Source organism: Faecalispora anaeroviscerum, assembly GCF_947568225.1.
GTDB lineage: Bacteria > Bacillota > Clostridia > Oscillospirales > Acutalibacteraceae > Faecalispora > Faecalispora anaeroviscerum.
The window spans coordinates 1,964,712-1,984,883 of the sequence record NZ_CANOOQ010000001.1 but is presented as its reverse complement, the minus strand read 5'-3'; the positions used below and the strand labels follow the sequence as shown (position 1 = coordinate 1,984,883).

Sequence of the window (20,172 nt, the reverse complement as noted above, 5' to 3'; positions counted from 1 at the left end):
TCGGTCAGGGCCGGCTTGCATAGGGGAGAGATTGAGAATGTTGAAATCCAGGGCGATTACACCCTTGTATGAACAGTTGATGGATAAGCTGAAAGATCAGATTGGCTCGGGGTATTATCAGCCCGGGGACCAATTGCCTTCTGAAGTAGATATGGCCAAACAGAATGATGTGAGCGTAATTACCGCGCGTAAGGCGGTAAATGAGCTGGCCGCTCTTGGGTTTGTGGAAAAGAAGCAGGGGAAAGGCACCTTTGTGGCAGTTCCGAAATATTGGAGAGATTACCGTAAAATTATGGGCTTTTCAGAATCCTGCCGAATGGCGGGACTGACCGCAGGCAGCCGTTTGTTGGAGCATAAGTTGGTTGTGCCGCCGGATAAAATTGTGCATTCTCTCGGTCTGCCCGTTGGGTCGCAGACAGTGTTCATTTCTCGCCTGCGGTTTGTCAATTCGGAACCCATGGCGATTGAAAATAACTACTTCTCCTTGAAATACGCGTTTTTGCTGGAGGAATCGCTGGATGGCTCCTTATTCGATGTTTTAAAGGAAAAGGCGAATGTGTTTGTAGCAAAATCGCAGAAGCAGATCGAAATCTGCCGGGCCACTTCTTCAGAGGCAAAGCTTCTGAACATCACCAAAAACGACCCGCTTCTTTTGGTTAGGAGCACGGCCTATGTGGAAACCGGGGAGCCGATCTATGTCGGTTCTCAGATTATTAATGGCGAACGGTTTACGCTTTATTTGTAGAAAAGGAAAAGGGTGCGCGCAGCAGCTGCTGCGCGCACCCTTTTTCCTTTTCAGTTATGATAGGTAGTTCAGCAGGCTGTACTGCACTGCCAGTGAGGTGACCGCCAGTATCGCCCAGCAGGAGAGGCCCAGTACAATCGGCCGCCAGCCGTGCTTGACAAGATCGACCAGATTGGTGTTTAGGCCGATTGCCGCCATCGCCATAACGATGACGAATTTGCCGAAGGAAGCCAGCGCTTTTCCCATACCTACCGGCAACGGAACAAAGGTGTTGATGATCGCTGCCGCGACAAATCCCAGCACAAACCAGGGAAAGATTTTGGAAAAGCTGTAATTGGCGTTGCCTGAGCGTGACTGTCGTTTTGCAGTGTAGAAAGCGAGTACCAGCGTAACGGGAATAATCATCAGCGTGCGAGTCAGCTTGACGATGACTGCCAGATTGCCCGCCGCGTCGCTAAAGGTGTAGCCCGCCGCCACAACAGAAGAGGTGTCGTTGATGGCGGTACCGGCCCACAGGCCGAAGTGGAAGTCCGACATCTGCATGGTGTGCCCCAAAAACGGGAACAGGAACGCCGCAATTACATTAAAGAAGAAGATCGTCGAGATAGAGCGCGCCACATCCTCGTCCTTCGCACCGATGACGGGCGCCGTGGCCGCAATCGCCGAGCCGCCGCAGATTGCGGTACCGACGCCGATCAGGATATTGGTGTCACGGTCAACCTTCAGTGCTTTGCCGACCAGGTATGCCCCCAGGAACGTGGCGGTGAGAGTAAATGCCATCAAAAGCAGCGTCTGGCTGCCGGCCTGAAAGATTTGGAACAGGTTCATGTCAAAGCCCAGCAGAATAATGGAATACTGCAGCAGCTTTTTCGAGGTATAGGTGATTCCATCCTGAAACACCGCCGGGCGCTTCCAGAACGCCAGAAGCATGCCAAACAGGATTCCGAGTACCGGGCTGCCAATCACCGGGAACAGTTTGCCGAGAATCCAAGCCGGTACGGCGATGATCGCCGCCAGCGAGATTCCGGGCAGTTTTTTAGTCACTGAATTCATGGACTACCACTCCTCATTTGTTGCAAGCTCATTTGCTTGCGGTGTGAAGCTATTATAACGCCAATCTATCCATAAGTAAAATATTATTATTTTATATTATCGATTATAAATTACTTATAAATAAAAAAAGAGCAGCCCATGTTTGGGCTGCTTAAAATAGATGGCAACAGAAAGCAACCCTGTTTTTTGAAAGGCAGGAAGCAATTCTTGCCGCCAAAACAAGTTGCATCTAGTCGGAAAAGCAACCGGCTTCTGTAATTACGGCTGGGATGGCAATATCGTGCGGCTCCGTCGGAATCTGCCCGCAAAGCAATTGTTCCCGGCAGATCAGAACGGAGCAGAACGTTGCCTTCTCAAGAAAACGGTCGTAATAGCCGCCGCCGTAGCCCAGTCGGTTTCCGCGCCTGTCGCAGGAAACGCAGGGAAGAACGGCGAAATCAATTTCCGCGGGAGTGACAAGTACGCTTTGGGCGGTTGGCTCCAGAATCCCCATCATCCCACTGTGCAATTCAGCAAGTGAGTGGATTTCCCGTGCTTCCATAATGCCTTTGCCGATACACAGGGGAACCGCAACGCGCTTGCCATCTGCGAGTGCCTGCTCGATCAGGGCGCTCGTGTTGATTTCGTTGGAGGTGCCGACAAAGCAAAAGATCGTTTTCGCGTTTGTGTAGCAGGGGTACCCAAGTATGTTTTGCACAATGCTTTTGTTGGATTCTTCAATATAATCGGGAGTAAGCGCAGCAATTCTTTGCTTAAGCTCGGCGCGAAGCTTCTTTTTTTCTTCCAGAACAGACATAACGAACCTCCTTCTCCGTTGTGGGGCACGAACCCGGAGAGCCATGCCTCATTTTTAGCATATCATGTCACGGGCGCGATTGCAATCATACAGATACAAAAGCAGCAGGGCGCGGTATCAAAAATACCGCGCCCTGCCGGGGGTAAACTTATTTGAAAAAAGGAGACGGTTATTTAAACAGCGGTACAGATCCGGTAATGGCCGCCATGCCGATGAAGATAACAAAAATACCTACGGCCCATTTTGCGGATTCCTTCTGCCACTCGCCCATGTCCAGTCCGGTCAGGTTCAGCAGCAGATAAATGAATGCTACCAGAGGGCTGAGCAGATGGAATGCCTGGCCCAGCAGAGATGCGGTGCCGAGCTCCAGAGCAGTGTAGCCATAACGGTAGCCTGCCTCTGCGAATACCGGCAGCACGCCGTAATAGAAAGCATCGTTGGAAAGGAAGAAGGTGCCGGGTGCGGAGATTACTGCGGTAACCAGACCCCAGAAACGACCCATCTGCTCGGGAATCAGGTAGATCATGCTGGAAGCCAGCGCGTCGGACATGCCGGAGTTGGTGAACAAGCCCATGAAGATACCGGCAGCCATAACCAGGATGGATACCTGCAGAGCATCGCCGGCGTTGTCGGAAATACGGGCTTTCTGCTCCTTAAGAGTACGATAGTTAATCAGCACGGCCAAAGCAGTGCCCACGAGGAAGATGAATACGGACGGGAAGGTGCCAAGGACCAGCATCACAACCGCGCCAACAGTCATAATCGCGTTGATCCAGATCAGTTTCGGGCGCTTGAGGGCTTCCTCTTCGGGAGAAGAGGGCTTCGTCAGCGCTTCGATTTCATCATGACCCAGGTGCTGAATGCCAACTCTCTTGCGCTCTTTCAGGCCCAGGTAGTAGGCAACACCCAACATGTATACAATTGCTACACCCATGCCGGGCAGCAGCGCGTTTAGAATGCTTTGCTCGGAAACCTCGCCCAATACGGAGATAACACGGGCGGTCGGTCCGCCCCAGGGCAGCAGGTTCATAATTGTGTTCATTAAAACGGTCAGAACGCCAAGGTTCATCATTTTGAGGCCCAGCTTCTGGTAAATCGGAATGAACGCGGTACAGACGATCAGGGTGGTAGTGGTTCCGTCGCCGTTCAGAGAGACCATTGCGGCAACCGCTGCGGTACCAACAAGAACCTTAACCGGGTCACCGCCGGCCAGACGGATGATAAATTTTGTGACGGGATCAAACAGACCCACATTCAACATGACGGAGAAGAACAGAATCGCGAATAACAGCATGATCGCGGTGGTGGAGGTCTTAGTCAAACCAGCCACAGTCCACTTGCCAATAATCTGAATCTGATCCCAAATGGTGACATTGGCAGCGGCGACCTCATTTGCCTTGGCTACCTTTTCAACGTACTGGTTGCCGAGAGCACCGGCCAGAGTAAAGGCAATAGGTACCAATACAAGAGCGGTAAACGGCTGCATTTTTTTGGATATGACCAGCGTAAGGAATACGATGATCATGGCCCACGCCAAAATAGTTAAAAACATAAGCAATCCTCCTCAAATTAGTTGGGCATGCCCAACGATTATGCTGCCTGGGGGTATGTGCACGCTTGACCAGACTATGTAGACGGAAGGCTCCCGTTGCCGGGAGGCATTCCTAAAGAGAAACAAATCAGCGTGCTGCGTTACAATCTGTGTTTTTCACTGCAGGGTTTCGCTGTTTTCCAGTTCTTCCTCATTTTCTTCCAGCAGCTGAATCAGCCGCTGTTGCAGCATGGGAACCGGATGAAGTCGTCTGCTTGCACAAATTCTGGCATCCTGGTCACAGATCAGGCATCGCCTTGGTTGATGACCAAGCTCCACTCTGCTGCGAGTCTGCACAAGCCCCTCTTTTTGATCCAGCACATCCGCGTCGAACAATCTGCCCAGTTTTTCTTCCTCAAACAAAATCATTTGTTGCTTCACCTCAAGAGAATCCTCCGAGATGACCCAAAAAGCTTCGGGACCTGTTCGCAGGTTCATCCGCTTCTGGTAGTTGGACTTCCAGCCCCGATTCGATAATCTGTTTTGAATCCGGTTTTCTCCGTACTCAAACAGAGCCAGAATTTCCCCGTTGCTTTTGACAGGCCCGGGAATGTTACACTTTAGAGAGATCACGCAGCTTTGGGGGAAGCGCCTGAGCAGTTCGCTGATAAACTGCACCCGGCGCTCGCGGTTCAGAAGAACCTCGTTTAGCTCGGGAGTCTCGCCGTGTGTAAACATTTCTGCCGCGTTCATCTCAGCGCTTAACCTGCCTTACCACATCAATCAGGCTGCCGTCGCGGTACTCGATGAGAGCAACGACCTTATCACCGTATTCAATGGGGTCGGGCGTGCCAGCCAGCGCATAGGCCTTGTTTTTCAGTTCCTCCATGGTAAAGACGTTTACTCCGGCATTCTTCATGGCCTCCTGCAAATCTTTTCTGCGGGGGTTTACTGCAATGCCGACTTCCGTAACGACAACGTCAATTCCCTCGCCGGGAGTGATGACGGTGTTAACCTGCTCCACAATGGTCGGAATGCGTCCGCGCAGCAGGGGGCACAGAATCAGGCTCAGCTTTGCGCCGGCCGCCGTGTCGCTGTGTCCGCCGGAAGCACCGCGGATTACACCGTCGGAACCGGTCATTACGTTTACGTTGAAGTCTGTGTCTACCTCCAGAGCAGAGAGCATTACGACATCCAGCAGATTCACAGCCGCACCCTTGTTACCGGGGTTGGCATAGAAGGAAGCCGAAATTTCGTAGTGGTTCTCATTGCGCGCAATCGAGGCAGCAGCACCGCGGTCAAAGGTTTGAGTGTCCAGAATTTTCTTGGCCAGACCCTCTTCCAGCAGTTCTACCATATTGCTGGTGATACCGCCCAGCAAGAATCCTGCGGTAATCCCACGCTCGCGCATTTTTTCTGCTAAAAAGCGAGTTACCGCAAGGGTGGAGCCGCCGGAACCGGACTGGAAGGAGATGCCGTCTTTAAAGTAAGGAGAGGCGGTAATGACTTTGCAGGCATTTTCCGCTATCAAAAGCTCCTTGGGGTCAGAAGTAAAGCGGGTTGCGCCCTTGGCAATTCCGTCAGGATTGCCGATCGCGTCCACCACCACAACATAATCCACCAGAGTTTGGGGGATGCTCATGGGAGTGTTGGGGTAATCGACCAGGCTGTCGGTAATGATAACCACCTTGTCGGCATATTCCGCGTCTACCTTGGCATAGCCCAAAGAACCGCAGGTTGCGGTACCGTGGGAGCCGTTCGCGTTGCCGTAGGGGTCTGCGCTCGAGGCGCCGAGAAAAGCAACGTCGATGTGCAGCTCGCCGGATTCAATGGCGCGTGCGCGCCCTCCGTGAGAACGGATGACGACAGGCTTTTCCATCAGGCCGTGAGAAATCGCGGAGCCTACCTTGTCGCGCAGGCCGCTGCTGGTGATCTCGGTGATCACACCGTTTTTGATGTGTTCGATCAAAGGCTCATGTACGTTGGAAATTGAACTGGCGGCGAGCTTGAGGTTTTTGATGCCCATAGCGGCGATCTCATCCAGCACCATGTTCAGAACATAGTCACCCTCACGAAAATGATGGTGGAACGAAATCGTCATGCCGTCTTTCAGGCCGGTCTTCTCAATTGCTTCCCGCAGGGAAGAAACGAGCTTTGTTTCACCGGGAAGGGTGGGAACTACCTTGCCGGCAGCTCTTTTGTATTCGTTTTTGCGGGCGAACTGACCCTCGAACACGCCGTACTGATCAGCATATTCCTTCGGGATTTCACGGCCCACTGCATTTTTAACCGTTTCCATTGTTTAACCCTCCTGTCCTTCCGGCCCGGTATAAACGCCGGCGGCTTTGGCCAGCGCGACCACGCGTTCCGCGCGCTCCACAATGGGCTTATCGATCATTTTGCCGTTCAGGGCAATTACGCCGGAGCCTTTGGCATTGGCCTCTTCAATGGCGCGAATCACATCCAGCGCCTTGTCAATTTCTTTCTGATTCGGGGTGTAAACGGAATTGACCACTGCGATCTGGCGGGGGTGAATGACGGACTTGCCGTCAAAGCCGAGCTGACGGACAAATTCGGTTTCTTTTCGCAGGGTTTCCATGTCGTTCACGTCGGCAAATACCGTGTCAAGCGCGGCGATTCCGGCTGCGCGGGCGGCGTGGACGATCATGGAGCGGGCGAAGAAAATTTCTTCGCTGTTGCGGTCTGCATAGCGTCTGGTTTTCATCGCGGTAACGTAGTCCTCAGAGCCCAGCGCGATACCGATCAGGCGTTTGCTGGAGTGGGCGATGGAAAGCGCGTTCAAAACGCCGCGGGGGTCTTCAATGGCCGCCATCATCCGGGTGGAGCCGGGTTCACGGCCGCAGGCTTTCTCCGCTTCCAGAATCACGGCCTCGGTGTCCAGAACATCCTGGGCACAAACCGTTTTCGGCAAACGAATGACATCAATGCCGGCGCGCACCATGGCGTGTACGTCATCTATGCCGCCCGCGTCCAGCGAGTTGATGCGGACAACGGTTTCCGTAGAAGAGAAATCAAAAGTTTTTACCGCCTGGAAAACAAGAAAGCGGGAAGTATCCTTTTCCGCCAGGGAGATCGCGTCTTCCAGGTCAAACATAATGGAGTCCGCACCGTAAATGATCGCGTCCTTCAGCATGCCGGGGTTACTGGCCGGCAAAAACATCATCGTTCTTCTTAAACGTTCCATGAATCGATCGCCTCCCAATCATAGTGCTCGGTAATTCCGCACGACCGATGTACCGCCGCGATGGTACGGGCAACAATGGTACACTCCAGCGCGCCCTTATCCACAACGGTCAGCTTCGCGTTGTCGACCCCCATGTTTGAAAGGGTTTTGTGGATCGTTTCGCGAATCTGCCGGCCGTACTGGTGCTCTACGCTGCTGGTCAGGCTGATGTCGATTCCCTCGCCGTCGTTCTTGTCGATCATGATCTGAATGTCGGAAGATTCCAGCGTACCGGCAATTGCCGGTTTTTGAATTTGATAAAGCGGCATGTGTTATCCCTCCTGCTGCAATTTCTGAATCAGTGCTTTTCCCTCCGGAGAAACCAGATAGTCGTAGGTGCTTTTTGGAACAAGTTCCTTCGTCTCTTCTGTTTTTCCCTGTTTGAGGAGGGCCCTTATACGGGAGGCGCTGATTACATTTCCCCCTTGTTCCACCCGGGGGATGATGACTAAATCAATCGCTCCGTGAAACACCTCTTTCATGGATTCATTATATAGCTGTGTCACCGGAGACAGGGGCTCTTCGCCAACGTACCTGCGGGTAATGCCCGCGGCTGGGGCAATAAAATCTCGAAACAGGGTTGCGTCGAGCGTTGCCTGAACCTTTGCCACCTGAACGTCCTCCTTTAAAAAATAGGAAGGAAACGTTTTGGCGGAAACCATGTAATCCCCTGTGGGGTGAACCCGAACGTTCGGCAAATGCTGAACTCCGCGCCGGACAAGCTCCAGCCGGGTACTGGCCGGGAAAGCGGATAATTCTTCCGACAGAACGAACAGATGCAGCGTTTCGTTTTCTCTGGCGGCGGTTTCCGCCAGGTAACGGTGTCCCAGTGTGAAAGGATTTGCGTTCATCACAATGCCGGCTGCCTGGCCGGAAACTCGTTCTTTCTCCAAATCCTTGAGGTACTGTGGGAAGCCGTAGACGGCTTTTTCCATAAATACCAGCTGATCGTCTACGCGGGCCAGCTCCCGAAACCCCAGCTCCTGAAAGGAGCGGGACGCCTGAGGCTTGGTGTACACGTAGCAGGAGGAGCTGCCGCTCTCCATTACGCTGCTGAGCAGGTGAGAAAGCAGAATGCTGACTGCCTTGCCGCCCTGATGCTCTGGACTGACCGCCACACACTTGATGATGTTCTGGTACAAAGAGCCGGTCGCCGCAAGCTGGTCTTCAAAGAAAAGTCCCGCGCAGTAAGAGATGGCGGCTTCCGGGCGGATGCCGCTACTGTACAGCAGATCCTGCCAAAGCTGTTTTTGGCGGGGATCACGGTCGATCCACAAACGCCTAATTTCATACTCCATACAATGGCTCCTGTTCCCCAGAACCGATGAAACCCCTGCAAAACTGCAATCTTAAATTTTTAGAATATTTTTGCAATCTTTGCTGTGAAAAAAAGAGGTTTTATTCGAATCTGTCAAAATGTCTTTTGCGCTTTTTTGCTTTGTCTGTGTACATTATACATTAATTTATCACAGGGCGGGTGTGCTTTTGATGTCCTTGGTGTTTTTTTATTGCTTTTTTTCTCAGTAATTTAAATTGACAAATAATCAATGATTCCTTTATAATGATTAACATTAAGGACGGTGATTTTGTGCAGGAATATTTAAGCAGATTGGTGCAAATCATCAATTTATCACAGAACAGGCCACTCAATGACATGGTGTACGAGGGCCTTAGAAAAGCGATCATTCAAGGTGTGATTCCGGTCGGCGAAAGACTCAACGAAAAGGTCTTGTCCGATTACATGAACATCAGCCGTACCCCGATCCGAAACGCAATTAAGAAACTGACGGATGAGGATTTGGTGGAGTATATCCCCAAATACGGCGTGGTGGTTAAGCGGGTTACGGTGGCGGACGCGGAGGAGATTTATGAGATTCGCATCGCGCTCGAGACAATGGCGACCATTGCTGCCATGAACCGCATGACGCCGGAGAATCACCAGGAAATGCAGGCGCTGCTCAAAAAGACCGAAGAGGACAACGAAAAGGGCGAAGTGAAAAAGGTTATTCAGTATTTTACCGACTTCAATGCGATGATATACCGTTTCTCTCGGATGCAAAGACTGGAAAACGTAGTCGGCAATATGCTGGAATATGTGGCTCGGTTCCGCGACATTTCACTGTACGACGATGAGCGGCGCCGTCTGGCTCTGAAGGAGCACGGGCTGATTTACCGCGGGATGCAGACAAAGGACGAAGAGCTGATTTCGTTAATTGTGAATGAGCACCTGAATCACTCCAAGGAGTTTGTTCTGCGCGGTATCCTCCGTTCGGAGGAAAACATGCGGGATGATCTCAAGGATTTGTACCGGAGGATGGAATGACGCGGCGGAATCGGATAGAAACTGTGCGGTCTGGCCGCACCCGGCGTGCGGTGTGCCACACCGCGCGGGAAGATTACTGCGGCCAAATTGCAAAGCTGGCGGTTCGTGCGCTGCTGTATGAGGTGTGCATTGCGCCGAAGCCCGGTCTGGTGGACCGTTTGAACAACGGAGCCCACCGTGATATGAATCTGTTTACATTTCTGGACAGCGCCTGCGCGCTGTCCGGTTATTTTCGGGAGATCACCGCGCAGGCCATGCGGCTGCGCAGAATACCGCCGGAGCGCTTGCTGCCGCACCTGCGCGCGCCCGGAAAAAAGGCGGAACGCGAAATGTTTCGCGCAACCGGCGGGGTAAACACCCACAAGGGCATTGTGTATTCCATGGGGATTTTCTGTGCCGCTTGCGGCCTTTTATACGACCAGCCGCGTCGTGTTCCGATGGAACGGCTGTTTTCGCTGTGTGCGGAAATTGCCTGCGGCGATCATCCGCAGAAAGAAAAAATGGAAACGAACGGCGAACGGCTGTACCGCCAGTACCGCATTGAGGGGGTGCGCGGCGAAGCGGCAAACGGATTCCCCTCAGCGCGCCTGCACGGCCTGCCCGCGCTGCGCAGAGCCAACGCTTTCGGCTGGGACATCGACGCCGCCGGTATTTATACACTGTTTCATATCATGGCTCATCTGGAGGATACCAACCTGATCAGCCGTTCTGATTTGAAAACCCAGCGGCAGGTTCGGGAGCAACTGGTCGCTTTGCTGCAAACGCCCGGCCTTTCGCCGGCGATGCTGCTTTCCGAGGCGGCGAGGATGGATCAGGAGTTCATTCGCAAAAACATCAGCCCGGGCGGTGCGGCGGACATGCTTTCTATGACTCTGATGGCCTGGTGGCTGGAGCAGGAATTCCCGGAGCGCTTCGGCGGGAGTGCGCTGGCTTTATCAGAGAGAAAATAGCGCCCGCAACCCCATACAAAGCTTCGGTTGAAGAAAAAATAGCTCATCCCCACCGAAGGCGGGGATGAGCTATTTTAATTTTTTTTACTCATCAATTGAAGTTAGGCAAAAATACGCGCCAAAACGGGGATCAGGCAAATGACCGAAATCAGGCGGCAGGAGTGCATCAGTACAATCTTCGGGGTGTCCAGCCCCAGCTCCTCGGCAATCAGGCCCATTTCGGTGATTCCGCCGGGGGTGCAGCAGAACAGCGCAGTGGCTTTGTTCATGCCGGTAAAGCGGCTCAGAAGGTAGGCCGTGGCAAACGACATCACAAAAACCTCTACGGCCAAGAGGATCATTGGCACGATCAGTTCGCCCAGAGCGGCCCAGGTGGAACGACTGATCTGGCTGCCGACGTAGCACCCGGCCAGCACGCGGGACAGTATTTTGACAAAGGACGGGTAAGAGAGAAAATCCGAAATCATGCTCAAAATGACCGTGCCCAGAATCGCGCCGATGATCGCACCCGCCGGGATGCCCAAAGCACGCAGCAGCAGCGCACCAGCTGACGATGCGGCCAGGGAGATCGCGAATTTTTTTAGCTTCTCCGGTGAAAATTGTCCGGAGGAATCCTTCTCTTTTGTCTGTGCTTCGCTGTCTTCCACTAAGATGACAGGAGCAGGTGCGCTGAGATACAGCTTTTTAATGATGTTGGGAAAAAACACGACCACAATAACAAACCGGAACAGCTGCAGCAGCATCACCTTATCGGTGCTGGCGCCGAAGTCAACCGCAATCAGCGACAAATCCGACATTCCCCCCGGCGCACAGGAAAACAGAGAGGTCATGAAAGAAAGGCCGGATATTTTTTGCATCAGCAGAGAAAACAGAATTGTTAAGGTAAACATCATGGCCAGAAGAATCAAAATAGGCTTGCCCATCACGCGCAGTGCCTTGACGTCCTCGCGTGTAAAACGGCTGCCGATAATCAAGCCCGACAAAATCTGCACGATCACGCGCAGATTGGGTGGGTAATTGGCTGCGTGGCCCACCAGGGTGTTCATTAGCGCCACAGCCAGCAGCGCGCCGATCATTGCGCCGGCCGGAATTCCTTTTTTCTTTCCCCAATAGCCGCCCGCGCCTCCCACAAGGTGCGTAAGAACCAGATACACCGAAAAATTGCCTCCCCTCAGCCACAGATCAAATGGCCGGGGCGTGGAACAACATATTCCGGCCCGACCCAAAACACTCAGATTGCCGCATTAGTATAGCATAAAACTGATGAATTGCAAAACTTTTTTTGAGTCATTCAAAGAAATTCAATAGACGTATTTCGGCGTTTTAAAAACGGTAATCTCAGGGGAAAGTGGTTTGAATCATAAAAAGCGACGATAAGTGGAGTGATTTTGCGGACAAGAAAGACGAAAAATCGACGGAACTGTGATACTTTTATTTGCGGTGTCTGATATTTTTCTTTATAATAGTGGATATCGAAAGGCAATTTTTGAATTGATTTGACTGCGCATTTACCAAAGGAAGCTGCGCGGCAACGAGAGGGGCATTTTTCTTGAAAAACTGGATGGAACAAATCAAGTCCTCCGCACATGAAATGAAACAGGTATCGACCATTTCTGTTGCTGGAATGTTGGTGGCAATCAGTGTAATTCTGGCATTTTTTAAGCTTGCCATTACGCAGACCCTTCAGGTCAGCTTTGCGTTTTTGCCCGTCGCCGGCGGCGGTATGCTGTTCGGGCCGGTGGTTGGAGGAATGATTGGGGCTGTCAGCGATGTGGCGGGCTTCGTGATCCGTCCGACAGGGCCGTTTTTCCCCGGCTTTACCCTGAGCGCGATGGTAACCGGCGCGCTGTTCGGGCAGCTGCTGTACCGCAAACCGGTCACCGTGAAACGTGTTGTGACGGCCTGCGTTCTGAATTCTGTGCTGGTGAACTGGGTGCTCAATACGGTGTGGCTGTCGTTACTGTACGGCAACGGATTTATCGTACTGCTGGGGGCGCGCATTATTAAAAACCTGATTATGCTGCCGATCGATACGGCGCTTCTGTTTTCTCTGCTCAAGCTGTTTGAGCGTTTCCGCTTCTGGAATAAGGCAAAAGGGAATGGTAGTTTTTGAATGTTTCGCTCTCCGGTAAATCGGCGCTTGCAATGATTTGCAAATGAAGTTTTTTGAATTCTTTTGTAGCGGTTTCAAATAAGTCAATAGTTTTTAAAAAAAAACGATTGACAAATTGTGCAGGATTGATTTATACTGATTGCAGAAATCAGCAATTGCTTTTGCGGGATTTTCTGCAGGAACCGCCAACGATTTGCCGGGAACCTTTTTTGGAAAAGATACTGGCCGATAAAAAGCCGCTTTCTGAAAGACAATACACGATTTTTATTTATTGGGGCTGGATGTTCTCCGGTTCTATCAGTAAAAGGAATCCGTTGTTTTGCATTTTTTTAATGCAATTCAGTGGGTTCCTTTTTGTATTTTTATCGGGGAAATCCACAGGGTATTGTGCACAGAAGTGAATGAATTGCCTGAAAGGCGATCCTGCATACAGCAATCTGGCTGTAAGGGCTGAATTACGTATACGGCTGGAGGTGATAAAACAAAAAGAAAATGCAGTCCCGGTGATTTGAAAGGTGCGGTGCGGGCAGCTCCGCCGCATGCTTTTGGCCGGGAAATCAGCCGCAATACTATTACAACGATTGATTCAATTTATCAGAGGAGGTTATTTTATGGAACTGGGAAGCTGGTCACTGATTCAGTCCCCTTCGCTGCTGGCGTTAATTCCGCTGGCGGTTTACATCATTATGGTGTTCCGGGGAAAGGACAATACATCCGGCATTATCGTGGGTATCGCAATTGGCGCGTTGATGATGGGGCAGAATTTGAAAATGCTTGCTTCCGCTTTTGCGGCGAGCCTGGGCTCCAGTACAGCGCTGATCGGTGTCATCATTATGACGGGCGCGGGCCTTGGCGTTTTAATGACAGAGGCAAGAGTGACACATACGCTGGTTTACTGGATTGTAAAGCGGATCGGGGTCAATACACAGACAAAAGCAAAAATCACTCTGATCATCTGTTCCATCTTGGTCTGCGGCTTGCTCGGAACTCTTGGCGGCGGAAACGCGGTGATCGCGCCGATCCTGATCCCGCTGATGGCGGCGCTGGGCGTAACGCCCACCGTGGTGGCGGCGCTGTTTAAGGTATCGGGAGAGGTTGGCCTGATGGTTGGGCCGCTGACCGGTGTTACGCTGATCACCATGGAGGTTACGGGGCTTTCTTACGGCCAGCTGATGGTGGGCGCTGTCATTCCCTTTGCAGTGTTCTGGCTGGGTGGCATGTGGTTCGCGGTAAAGCGTACCCAGCGCCGTACCGAGGGCAAGGAATTCTACCAACTGGATGAGGTGCAGAACATAAATGAAATCGTTGTCACTCCCAAAGAGCGCACCACGACAATCGTATTTTTACTTTCCTTCCTCCTGTTGATTGTCTATGGAATTGTTACCAAGCAGGGTACCAGCTACGCGCTGATCGTCATGATTATTCTGTCGGCGGTGGTTGGCATTGTAGGCAGAATGGATATTGACCACGTGGTCGAGTCCATGGCAAAGGGAATGGCGTCGCAGGCAAAAATGTTTGTTGTGTTTGTGACCATTGACGTGCTGCTGAATCTGGTGACCCTGGGCGGCGGCTTTGATGCCATTTCGAATTTGCTGAGCGGCGCGGCTGGTTCCAGCCCCACAGCGGTTATGCTGATCGCCTCTGTTGTAGGCGGCTTCGGAATTGAAGCGGCGGCCGTTGCGGAAATCAAGATCATCGCTGGAATGTTCGGTGCGGCCGCTGTTGCCAGCGGATTGCCCATGACCATGTTCGCCATTGCGATCTTGTCCGCCACACGCCTGACAGGCGGTATTTACCCCACCAGTAATATGATGGGGCAGCTGGGAATCGCTCACAGCGAAAATACCCGTGAAATGCTGGAAGCGAACTGGATCGCCAGTGGCTCAGCCATTATATTTGTGGTGATCTGGGCCCTGATCGGACCAATGATTCTGACCTGAACATTCCATACGGTGTAATGGATCACCGATTCCCCCTAAAAAGCGGCCTTATGGAAATCAATCGCTTTTTCAGGTGACAGTCCTTCTCAAATCCGAATGTGCTCCCGCGGCGCCATGTGGTGCAGCTCTGCGTTTCTCTCTTGACGCTGCGGGTATTTTTGGAATAACATAACAACGGTTTTATTTTTCAGTAAGGCAGCAAACCTGCGTTGCGGTAAAAAGTGGGATCCCGTTGAAAAATCATAAAACGACCACGTCAGCAGACATGCCAAAAAAGATCGCTGAAAATAGAACCAGAACGATTAGAAAGGGGTTTCAGGGTATGGATTATCCCGAAAACACAGTGTATCTGGTAGGCCACGCGAAGGTAGCCAGCGACAATCCGATCAGCATTTCGTATAATATTTTTTTTCTGCCCTTTGTGGTGGATTTGCATACTCATCAGATTGTTGATGTATCTTGTAATGCGATCCTCGATATCAGCAGGGACTTTGTGAGAAGCATGCTGGTGGGGTGCGACCTTCTGGATGGATTGGATGAGGCGATACAGAGGGTGAGAAGCCGGTATTTTGGTTCCTCACAAAAGGCTCTGGTGGCAGCTCTGCGCGACGCAAACGGAAGACTGCGTGATATTTTGTCTGCCCAGCAGTAAGCGGGGGCAGAACTAAAAATGGGAGGCATTGCTGTTATGAAAATTGGAACCGTGAAAGAAATCAAGAACAATGAATTTCGTGTAGGGCTTACGCCGGATCATGTAAAGGTGTATCACAATGCGGGGCATACGGTTTATGTGGAAAGGGATGCCGGAGTCGGCTCTGGCTTCTCCAATGAAGAGTACTGTGCCGCGGGAGCCATTGTGCTTGATACTGCAAAAGAGGTATGGGATACCGTTACTATGATGGTCAAGGTAAAGGAGCCTCTGGAGCCGGAATACCAGCATTTTCACAAGGATTTGATTTTGTACACGTATCTGCACTTGGCGGCTGACCGCCCCCTTACGGACGCATTGCTGAGCGCCGGCGTGAAGGGGGTGGCGTATGAAACCCTGATCGAGCGGGACGGAAGTATTCCGTTGCTGGCGCCCATGAGCCAGATTGCAGGCCGCCTGAGCGTTCAGGAGGGTGCGAAGTATCTGGAAAAACCCATGGGAGGCTCCGGTATGCTGCTTTCCGGTGTTCCCGGTACCCCCAAGGCGAAGGTGGTAATCCTTGGCGCGGGTACGGTAGGTGCCAATGCCTGTAAAATTGCTGTGGGAATGGGAGCGGACGTGACAATTACAGACATCAGCCTGCCGCGCCTGGCCTACTTGGACGATGTTTTCGGCGCACGGATTCAGACCATTTATAGTACGGATTCTGCGGTGGAAAAGGAACTGGCACAGGCCGACCTGGTGATCGGCTCGGTGTTGATTCCCGGGAAAAAGGCGCCGAAGATCATCAAACGCTCCTATCTGAAAAATATGCGCCCTGGCAGCGTGATCGTCGACGTGGCGGTGGATCAGGGAGGCTGTTGCGAAACGACCCACGTTACCTACCATGACGACCCGGTATTTGTCGTGGACGGCGTAGTACATTACTGTGTTGGCAATATGCCCGGCGCGGTACCCAGAACCTCTACCATCGCCCTGACCAACGCAACGCTTCGCTATGGCCTGCAGATTGCCGAACATGGTCTGGAGGATGCCTGCCGCAAAAATCCAGTGATGTATTCTGCGGTAAATACCTACGAAGGAAAATGCACCTGCTTCAATGTGGCAGACGGCTTCGGGATGGAATGCTGTTCCGCAGATAAATTGTTTTAAGCGATGGCATCATCCATTCATTTGAACAGGAACCTGATGTAAATTCAGCGATTTCTTTCTCCCGCTGAAAGCGGGAGAAAGAAATCAATCGCTTCGTAAAATTAGCGTTACAATCCATTTGAACCAACCAAATAAGATGATTCCATGGAAGAAAGGGGATACCGGTATCATGAAAAAGTTATATGCCTTTGCGATGAGCATTTTAATGGCCTGTACTGTTGTCTCATACCCAGCCACTGCTTTTGCAGCCTCCCCCAACGATGCGGCTCTGAAATTTTCTCAGGTTCCCACTGCTGAAAATGTGACCACCGAAATGCTGCAGGCTCAGTATTGGGTCGGCCGCATCCAGAATGCCAACGCAGTCATCTTGTCTCAGGATCAGATTCAATCGTTTAATATCGCTACACGGGAGACGCTCGGGGCGGGCGTGATGTATAACCTGAGCGCGTATGGGAATACGATTGCCGGTTCTGAGCTGAAAAATCTGATTGAATCACAGGCCTCCGTTCCCTCAGGGGAATGGTTTGTCGACGGGAAAAAGCTGGAGGCTTTTTATTGGCAGGGGCTGCAGAGCCAGCTCAACCTGGGAAGCGTCGGCAGCACAAACCCGGTTCGTTTCGGAGTAACGGTACACCGCACCAGTGTTCGCAGTTTCCCAACAAAAGATGTTGTGACAGACGAAGCGACAGACCTCGCCTATGATGTTCTTCAGGAGACGGCGGTACTGTGTAACGAGCCCGTTGTGGTTCTGCACGAGTCTGCCAACGGTTTGTGGTACTATGCCGTGTCGGGTTACTACCGCGGTTGGGTTCCGGCGGCGGATATCGCGCTGTTTACAAACAAGACCCAGTGGGAACAGTCTCGCGTGCACAAAGATTTTCTGGTAGTGACCGGCAGCCGAATTCGGCTGGAGCAGACTCCGTATTCCGACGCTTTGTCGGAGCTGGAGCTTTCCATGGGTACGGTGGTGGAGCTTGCGAAGCGGCAGGAAATCCCCGCGACCGTGTTGGAAAGAGTGCCCATGAACAATTATGTGATAAAGCTTCCCACGCGGCAGGCCGACGGCATGGTAAAATATGAATATGCGCTGCTGCCTGTGAACCGGGATGTCAGTCTTGGGTACCTTCCCTATACCAGAGCGAATGTGCTCACACAGAGCTTTAAGATGCTTGGCGACACCTACGGCTGGGGAGGGATGCTCAATGCAAGAGACTGCTCTTCTCTTACGTATGAGGTATACCGCTGCTTCGGGTTCCAGCTCCCTAGAAACTCCGGAGATCAGGCGAAAATTCCTTGCCTAACCTATGATTTTAACGGTAAAACAACCGTTCAGCGCAAACAGATTCTGGATCAGCTAAAGCCCGGCTCGATTCTTAATCAGCCTGGACATATCACGCTTTATTTGGGGAAGGTGGACGGCCGTTATTATGTGATCAATTCTACGGGTGGATTTGCGCCGGAAGGTACCGGTGCAACCTCTACCGCCAGAATCCGCAGCGTTGTCATCAACGACCTGACAGTCCGCCGCGCCAACGGAACTTCATGGCTGGATTCCCTGCAGAAAGCAAAAGAGATCGGAACGCCGGCATAGTACCTGGGGCTGATCGCTCTGCGTGTTGCAGAGCTGTCTGTTTTAGGTTCTGCGGCTCTATTTGAATGGGGCTTCCCTGCCGCCGTAATTTTGCCGCGGCGGCAGGGAAGCTACCGGGAAGGAAGGGGAAATATGTCTTTTATTGATCTGCACTGCGATACCATCTCCGTTCTTTTGGAGAGTGGGGAACCGCTGTTTTCCAGCGAACGGAACGTCAGTATTGAAAAAATGCGCTCGTCGGATGTGTTCTGCCAGTTTTTTGCGATGTTTATCCGTCTGACGAATTTTGCAACCATCGACGACGCATATGAATACCTGAAAAAAATGCAGAGCTTTTATCTGCGCGAAATGGAGAATAATCGCGAGTACATTCGTCCGGTGCTGTGTGCGGCGGACCTGCATAAAAACCGGGAGGAGAAGAAGATTTCCGGAATTCTTACCGTGGAAGAGGGCGGCGTGATCGGTGAAAACCTGGAGCGTGTGCAGGAGCTGCACGATATGGGTGTGCGGCTGATTACCCTCACCTGGAACTATGAAAACTCGCTGGGCTACCCGAATTCGGATGACCCTGCTGTGATGGGCGCGGGCCTCAAGCCATTGGGGAAAGAGGTGGTGGAGCGCATGAACGAGCTGCACATGCTCGTAGATGTTTCTCACCTGTCCGACGGCGGCTTCTGGGATGTGGTGGAGCTGACGCGCGGGCCGTTTGTAGCATCTCATTCGAACGCAAGAACGGTGCGCGATTTCCGCCGCAATCTGACCGACGATATGCTGCGCACGCTTGCGGAGCGGGGCGGCGTGACCGGCATCAACTTTTACCATAAGTTTTTGGGAGAGGACGGCCAGGGCAGCGTAGCCGATATGGTTCGTCATATCGAGCATATCCGCAAGGTTGCGGGCATTGACGTGATTGCGCTGGGAAGTGATTTTGACGGCTTTTCCGGCCCGTGCGAAATCCGCGACTGCATGCAGTTTTACAAGCTGACGGATACATTAACCTCTGCCGGCTTTACCGATGAGGAAATCGAAAAAATTTGCTGGAAAAACGCACAGCGCGTGATCGACAGTGTGCTATAAGCAACCTCTTGGCACAAACCAGAGCGAAGCTTTGCGCACCTGAGAGAGCATTGAAACAAGATCATATTGTTTAGGGAATCGCTTTTCACAATGAAATATGGTTTTGTGATTGTCATCCTGTTACGACACCGATAGACTGGAACATAGAAAAAGGGACGCTGAAAATCAAGATTTTCAGCGTCCCTTTTTTCAGGCCGGTATGGAGTCGGTCTGTCTCTACATGATGGTCAGCACTCTCTTCAGAATCTGTTGGTAAGATTCATCGAGGTGCTCGTTCATCAGGCGTACGGCCTTCACCCGGTCGTTTTTTACAATTGCGTCGATCATATCAGTATGCTCCTGATAACGAGGCCTGTATTTTCTATTTTGCTCCAGCATGTACATTCTGATCAGAGTTAAATAATCCAGGCTGCAGTCTAACAATCTGGTCACATATTGATTGTTTAGGCTTGAGATTAATACCATGTGAAATTCGTTGTCAAGCCGAACAAGCTCCTTGCTTTCCTGAACAGGAGCGGTACAGATTGTAACAAACTTTTTCCGTGTTTCCAACAACCAGCTGCGGTCAATGTTCTGCATGCTCTTTTCCAGAGTGGTAGGTTCGAGTAGTTGGCGTATTTCGTAAACGTTCTGCAGACGTCTGGGAGAAATATGAGCGATTCGAAATCCCTTGCGAAATTGCCGGATAATCAAATTTTCATTTTCCAAAATAAGAAAAGCGTCACGAATTGCCTTCTGCCTGAAATTCGGGTACTCCGTTTGTATTTGATCTTCACTGATCGCCTCCCCGGGTTTGCAGTTTTCATAAATAATAAAGTTTTTGACAATGGTATACGCTGAGTCGCTGCGGTTTTCCAGTTGCATGGTGCCCTCACTTGCCTTACAGTAATCATTTAAGGGGCAGGGAAATTCGAGCTTATCTCTTATTTTATATTAATTTGTTTTTGCTCAAAAGTCAATTTATTTAGAAAAAATGAACATATTTTATATAATAAATATAAATATATA

General features: G+C 51.5%; 19 protein-coding genes. 9 read left to right on the top strand and 10 right to left on the bottom strand.

The window, feature by feature from the left end; all coding sequences use genetic code 11:
- Positions 1 to 37 precede the first annotated feature (37 nt).
- The gene (locus QOS46_RS09835) at positions 38 to 745 is read left to right on the top strand and encodes a GntR family transcriptional regulator (RefSeq protein ID WP_283609321.1); all 708 of its coding nucleotides are present in this window, start codon (positions 38 to 40) and stop codon (positions 743 to 745) included.
- Positions 746 to 799: 54 nt separating this feature from the next.
- Here QOS46_RS09835 and QOS46_RS09830 read toward each other — a convergent pair whose 3' ends face one another.
- The 8 genes from QOS46_RS09830 to citC all read right to left on the bottom strand — a co-directional run bounded on the left by QOS46_RS09830 (position 800) and on the right by citC (position 8,667).
- Positions 800 to 1,798 (bottom strand): YeiH family protein, encoded by a 999-nt coding sequence (locus QOS46_RS09830; protein WP_283609320.1) that lies wholly within the window; start codon positions 1,796 to 1,798, stop codon positions 800 to 802.
- Between the two features lie 229 nt (positions 1,799 to 2,027).
- Positions 2,028 to 2,594 (bottom strand): 5-formyltetrahydrofolate cyclo-ligase, encoded by a 567-nt coding sequence (locus tag QOS46_RS09825; RefSeq protein ID WP_283609318.1) that lies wholly within the window; start codon positions 2,592 to 2,594, stop codon positions 2,028 to 2,030.
- Positions 2,595 to 2,763: 169 nt separating this feature from the next.
- Positions 2,764 to 4,146: a CitMHS family transporter gene (locus QOS46_RS09820; RefSeq protein WP_283609316.1), complete on the bottom strand. Its 1,383-nt coding sequence runs from the start codon at positions 4,144 to 4,146 to the stop codon at positions 2,764 to 2,766.
- 156 nt (positions 4,147 to 4,302) lie between these two features.
- Positions 4,303 to 4,878 (bottom strand): citrate lyase holo-[acyl-carrier protein] synthase, encoded by a 576-nt coding sequence (citX, locus tag QOS46_RS09815; RefSeq protein WP_283609315.1) that lies wholly within the window; start codon positions 4,876 to 4,878, stop codon positions 4,303 to 4,305.
- 1 nt (position 4,879) lies between these two features.
- Positions 4,880 to 6,424, bottom strand: a complete 1,545-nt coding sequence (gene citF / locus QOS46_RS09810) for a citrate lyase subunit alpha (RefSeq protein ID WP_283609312.1) — start codon at positions 6,422 to 6,424, stop codon at positions 4,880 to 4,882.
- 3 nt (positions 6,425 to 6,427) lie between these two features.
- A complete protein-coding gene (locus QOS46_RS09805; protein WP_283609311.1) occupies positions 6,428 to 7,330 on the bottom strand; it encodes an aldolase/citrate lyase family protein in 903 nt (300 codons plus the stop codon).
- The gene (gene citD / locus QOS46_RS09800; protein WP_283609309.1) at positions 7,318 to 7,638 is read right to left on the bottom strand and encodes a citrate lyase acyl carrier protein; all 321 of its coding nucleotides are present in this window, start codon (positions 7,636 to 7,638) and stop codon (positions 7,318 to 7,320) included. The genes QOS46_RS09805 and citD overlap by 13 nt, the downstream gene beginning before the upstream one ends.
- 3 nt (positions 7,639 to 7,641) lie before the next feature.
- The gene (gene citC / locus QOS46_RS09795) at positions 7,642 to 8,667 is read right to left on the bottom strand and encodes a [citrate (pro-3S)-lyase] ligase (RefSeq protein WP_283609307.1); all 1,026 of its coding nucleotides are present in this window, start codon (positions 8,665 to 8,667) and stop codon (positions 7,642 to 7,644) included.
- Positions 8,668 to 8,930: 263 nt separating this feature from the next.
- Here citC and QOS46_RS09790 point away from each other — a divergent pair, with 263 nt between their 5' ends.
- Together QOS46_RS09790 and QOS46_RS09785 are read left to right on the top strand one after the other, a co-directional pair.
- Positions 8,931 to 9,692 (top strand): GntR family transcriptional regulator, encoded by a 762-nt coding sequence (locus tag QOS46_RS09790; protein ID WP_283609305.1) that lies wholly within the window; start codon positions 8,931 to 8,933, stop codon positions 9,690 to 9,692.
- Positions 9,689 to 10,642: a triphosphoribosyl-dephospho-CoA synthase gene (locus tag QOS46_RS09785; protein WP_283609304.1), complete on the top strand. Its 954-nt coding sequence runs from the start codon at positions 9,689 to 9,691 to the stop codon at positions 10,640 to 10,642. The genes QOS46_RS09790 and QOS46_RS09785 overlap by 4 nt, the downstream gene beginning before the upstream one ends.
- Before the next feature lie 101 nt (positions 10,643 to 10,743).
- Here QOS46_RS09785 and QOS46_RS09780 read toward each other — a convergent pair whose 3' ends face one another.
- Positions 10,744 to 11,796, bottom strand: coding sequence for an AbrB family transcriptional regulator (locus QOS46_RS09780; protein ID WP_283609303.1), 1,053 nt, complete (start codon positions 11,794 to 11,796; stop codon positions 10,744 to 10,746).
- A gap of 395 nt (positions 11,797 to 12,191) precedes the next feature.
- Here QOS46_RS09780 and QOS46_RS09775 point away from each other — a divergent pair, with 395 nt between their 5' ends.
- The 6 genes from QOS46_RS09775 to QOS46_RS09750 all read left to right on the top strand — a co-directional run bounded on the left by QOS46_RS09775 (position 12,192) and on the right by QOS46_RS09750 (position 19,164).
- The gene (locus QOS46_RS09775) at positions 12,192 to 12,755 is read left to right on the top strand and encodes a folate family ECF transporter S component (protein WP_283609302.1); all 564 of its coding nucleotides are present in this window, start codon (positions 12,192 to 12,194) and stop codon (positions 12,753 to 12,755) included.
- Positions 12,756 to 13,366: 611 nt separating this feature from the next.
- On the top strand, positions 13,367 to 14,695 hold the full coding sequence (locus QOS46_RS09770) for a TRAP transporter large permease subunit (protein WP_283609300.1): 1,329 nt from the start codon (positions 13,367 to 13,369) through the stop codon (positions 14,693 to 14,695).
- Positions 14,696 to 15,017: 322 nt separating this feature from the next.
- Positions 15,018 to 15,347 carry a DUF3870 domain-containing protein gene (locus QOS46_RS09765; RefSeq protein WP_283609298.1) on the top strand — a complete coding sequence of 110 codons (330 nt, stop codon included), beginning with the start codon at positions 15,018 to 15,020 and terminating at the stop codon, positions 15,345 to 15,347.
- A 36-nt stretch (positions 15,348 to 15,383) separates the two neighbouring features.
- Positions 15,384 to 16,496, top strand: a complete 1,113-nt coding sequence (gene ald / locus QOS46_RS09760; protein ID WP_283609296.1) for an alanine dehydrogenase — start codon at positions 15,384 to 15,386, stop codon at positions 16,494 to 16,496.
- Between the two features lie 169 nt (positions 16,497 to 16,665).
- Complete coding sequence (locus tag QOS46_RS09755; RefSeq protein WP_283609295.1) at positions 16,666 to 18,087, top strand: SH3 domain-containing protein; 1,422 nt, start codon at positions 16,666 to 16,668, stop codon at positions 18,085 to 18,087.
- 132 nt (positions 18,088 to 18,219) lie between these two features.
- Positions 18,220 to 19,164 carry a dipeptidase gene (locus tag QOS46_RS09750; protein WP_283609293.1) on the top strand — a complete coding sequence of 315 codons (945 nt, stop codon included), beginning with the start codon at positions 18,220 to 18,222 and terminating at the stop codon, positions 19,162 to 19,164.
- Between the two features lie 216 nt (positions 19,165 to 19,380).
- Here QOS46_RS09750 and QOS46_RS09745 read toward each other — a convergent pair whose 3' ends face one another.
- Positions 19,381 to 20,028 (bottom strand): GntR family transcriptional regulator, encoded by a 648-nt coding sequence (locus QOS46_RS09745; protein WP_283609291.1) that lies wholly within the window; start codon positions 20,026 to 20,028, stop codon positions 19,381 to 19,383.
- Positions 20,029 to 20,172: the final 144 nt, after the last annotated feature.

Coding starts and splice junctions, on each gene's coding strand:
- ald (WP_283609296.1), top strand. CDS start 15,384: ATGAAAATTGGAACCGTGAAAGAAATCAAGAACAATGAATTTCGTGTA.
- QOS46_RS09830 (WP_283609320.1), bottom strand. CDS start 1,798: ATGAATTCAGTGACTAAAAAACTGCCCGGAATCTCGCTGGCGGCGATC.
- QOS46_RS09765 (WP_283609298.1), top strand. CDS start 15,018: ATGGATTATCCCGAAAACACAGTGTATCTGGTAGGCCACGCGAAGGTA.
- QOS46_RS09820 (WP_283609316.1), bottom strand. CDS start 4,146: ATGTTTTTAACTATTTTGGCGTGGGCCATGATCATCGTATTCCTTACG.
- QOS46_RS09785 (WP_283609304.1), top strand. CDS start 9,689: ATGACGCGGCGGAATCGGATAGAAACTGTGCGGTCTGGCCGCACCCGG.
- citC (WP_283609307.1), bottom strand. CDS start 8,667: ATGGAGTATGAAATTAGGCGTTTGTGGATCGACCGTGATCCCCGCCAA.
- QOS46_RS09825 (WP_283609318.1), bottom strand. CDS start 2,594: ATGTCTGTTCTGGAAGAAAAAAAGAAGCTTCGCGCCGAGCTTAAGCAA.
- QOS46_RS09750 (WP_283609293.1), top strand. CDS start 18,220: ATGTCTTTTATTGATCTGCACTGCGATACCATCTCCGTTCTTTTGGAG.
- QOS46_RS09790 (WP_283609305.1), top strand. CDS start 8,931: ATGATTAACATTAAGGACGGTGATTTTGTGCAGGAATATTTAAGCAGA.
- QOS46_RS09745 (WP_283609291.1), bottom strand. CDS start 20,028: ATGCAACTGGAAAACCGCAGCGACTCAGCGTATACCATTGTCAAAAAC.
- citX (WP_283609315.1), bottom strand. CDS start 4,878: ATGAACGCGGCAGAAATGTTTACACACGGCGAGACTCCCGAGCTAAAC.
- citD (WP_283609309.1), bottom strand. CDS start 7,638: ATGCCGCTTTATCAAATTCAAAAACCGGCAATTGCCGGTACGCTGGAA.
- QOS46_RS09835 (WP_283609321.1), top strand. CDS start 38: ATGTTGAAATCCAGGGCGATTACACCCTTGTATGAACAGTTGATGGAT.
- citF (WP_283609312.1), bottom strand. CDS start 6,424: ATGGAAACGGTTAAAAATGCAGTGGGCCGTGAAATCCCGAAGGAATAT.
- QOS46_RS09770 (WP_283609300.1), top strand. CDS start 13,367: ATGGAACTGGGAAGCTGGTCACTGATTCAGTCCCCTTCGCTGCTGGCG.
- QOS46_RS09755 (WP_283609295.1), top strand. CDS start 16,666: ATGAAAAAGTTATATGCCTTTGCGATGAGCATTTTAATGGCCTGTACT.
- QOS46_RS09805 (WP_283609311.1), bottom strand. CDS start 7,330: ATGGAACGTTTAAGAAGAACGATGATGTTTTTGCCGGCCAGTAACCCC.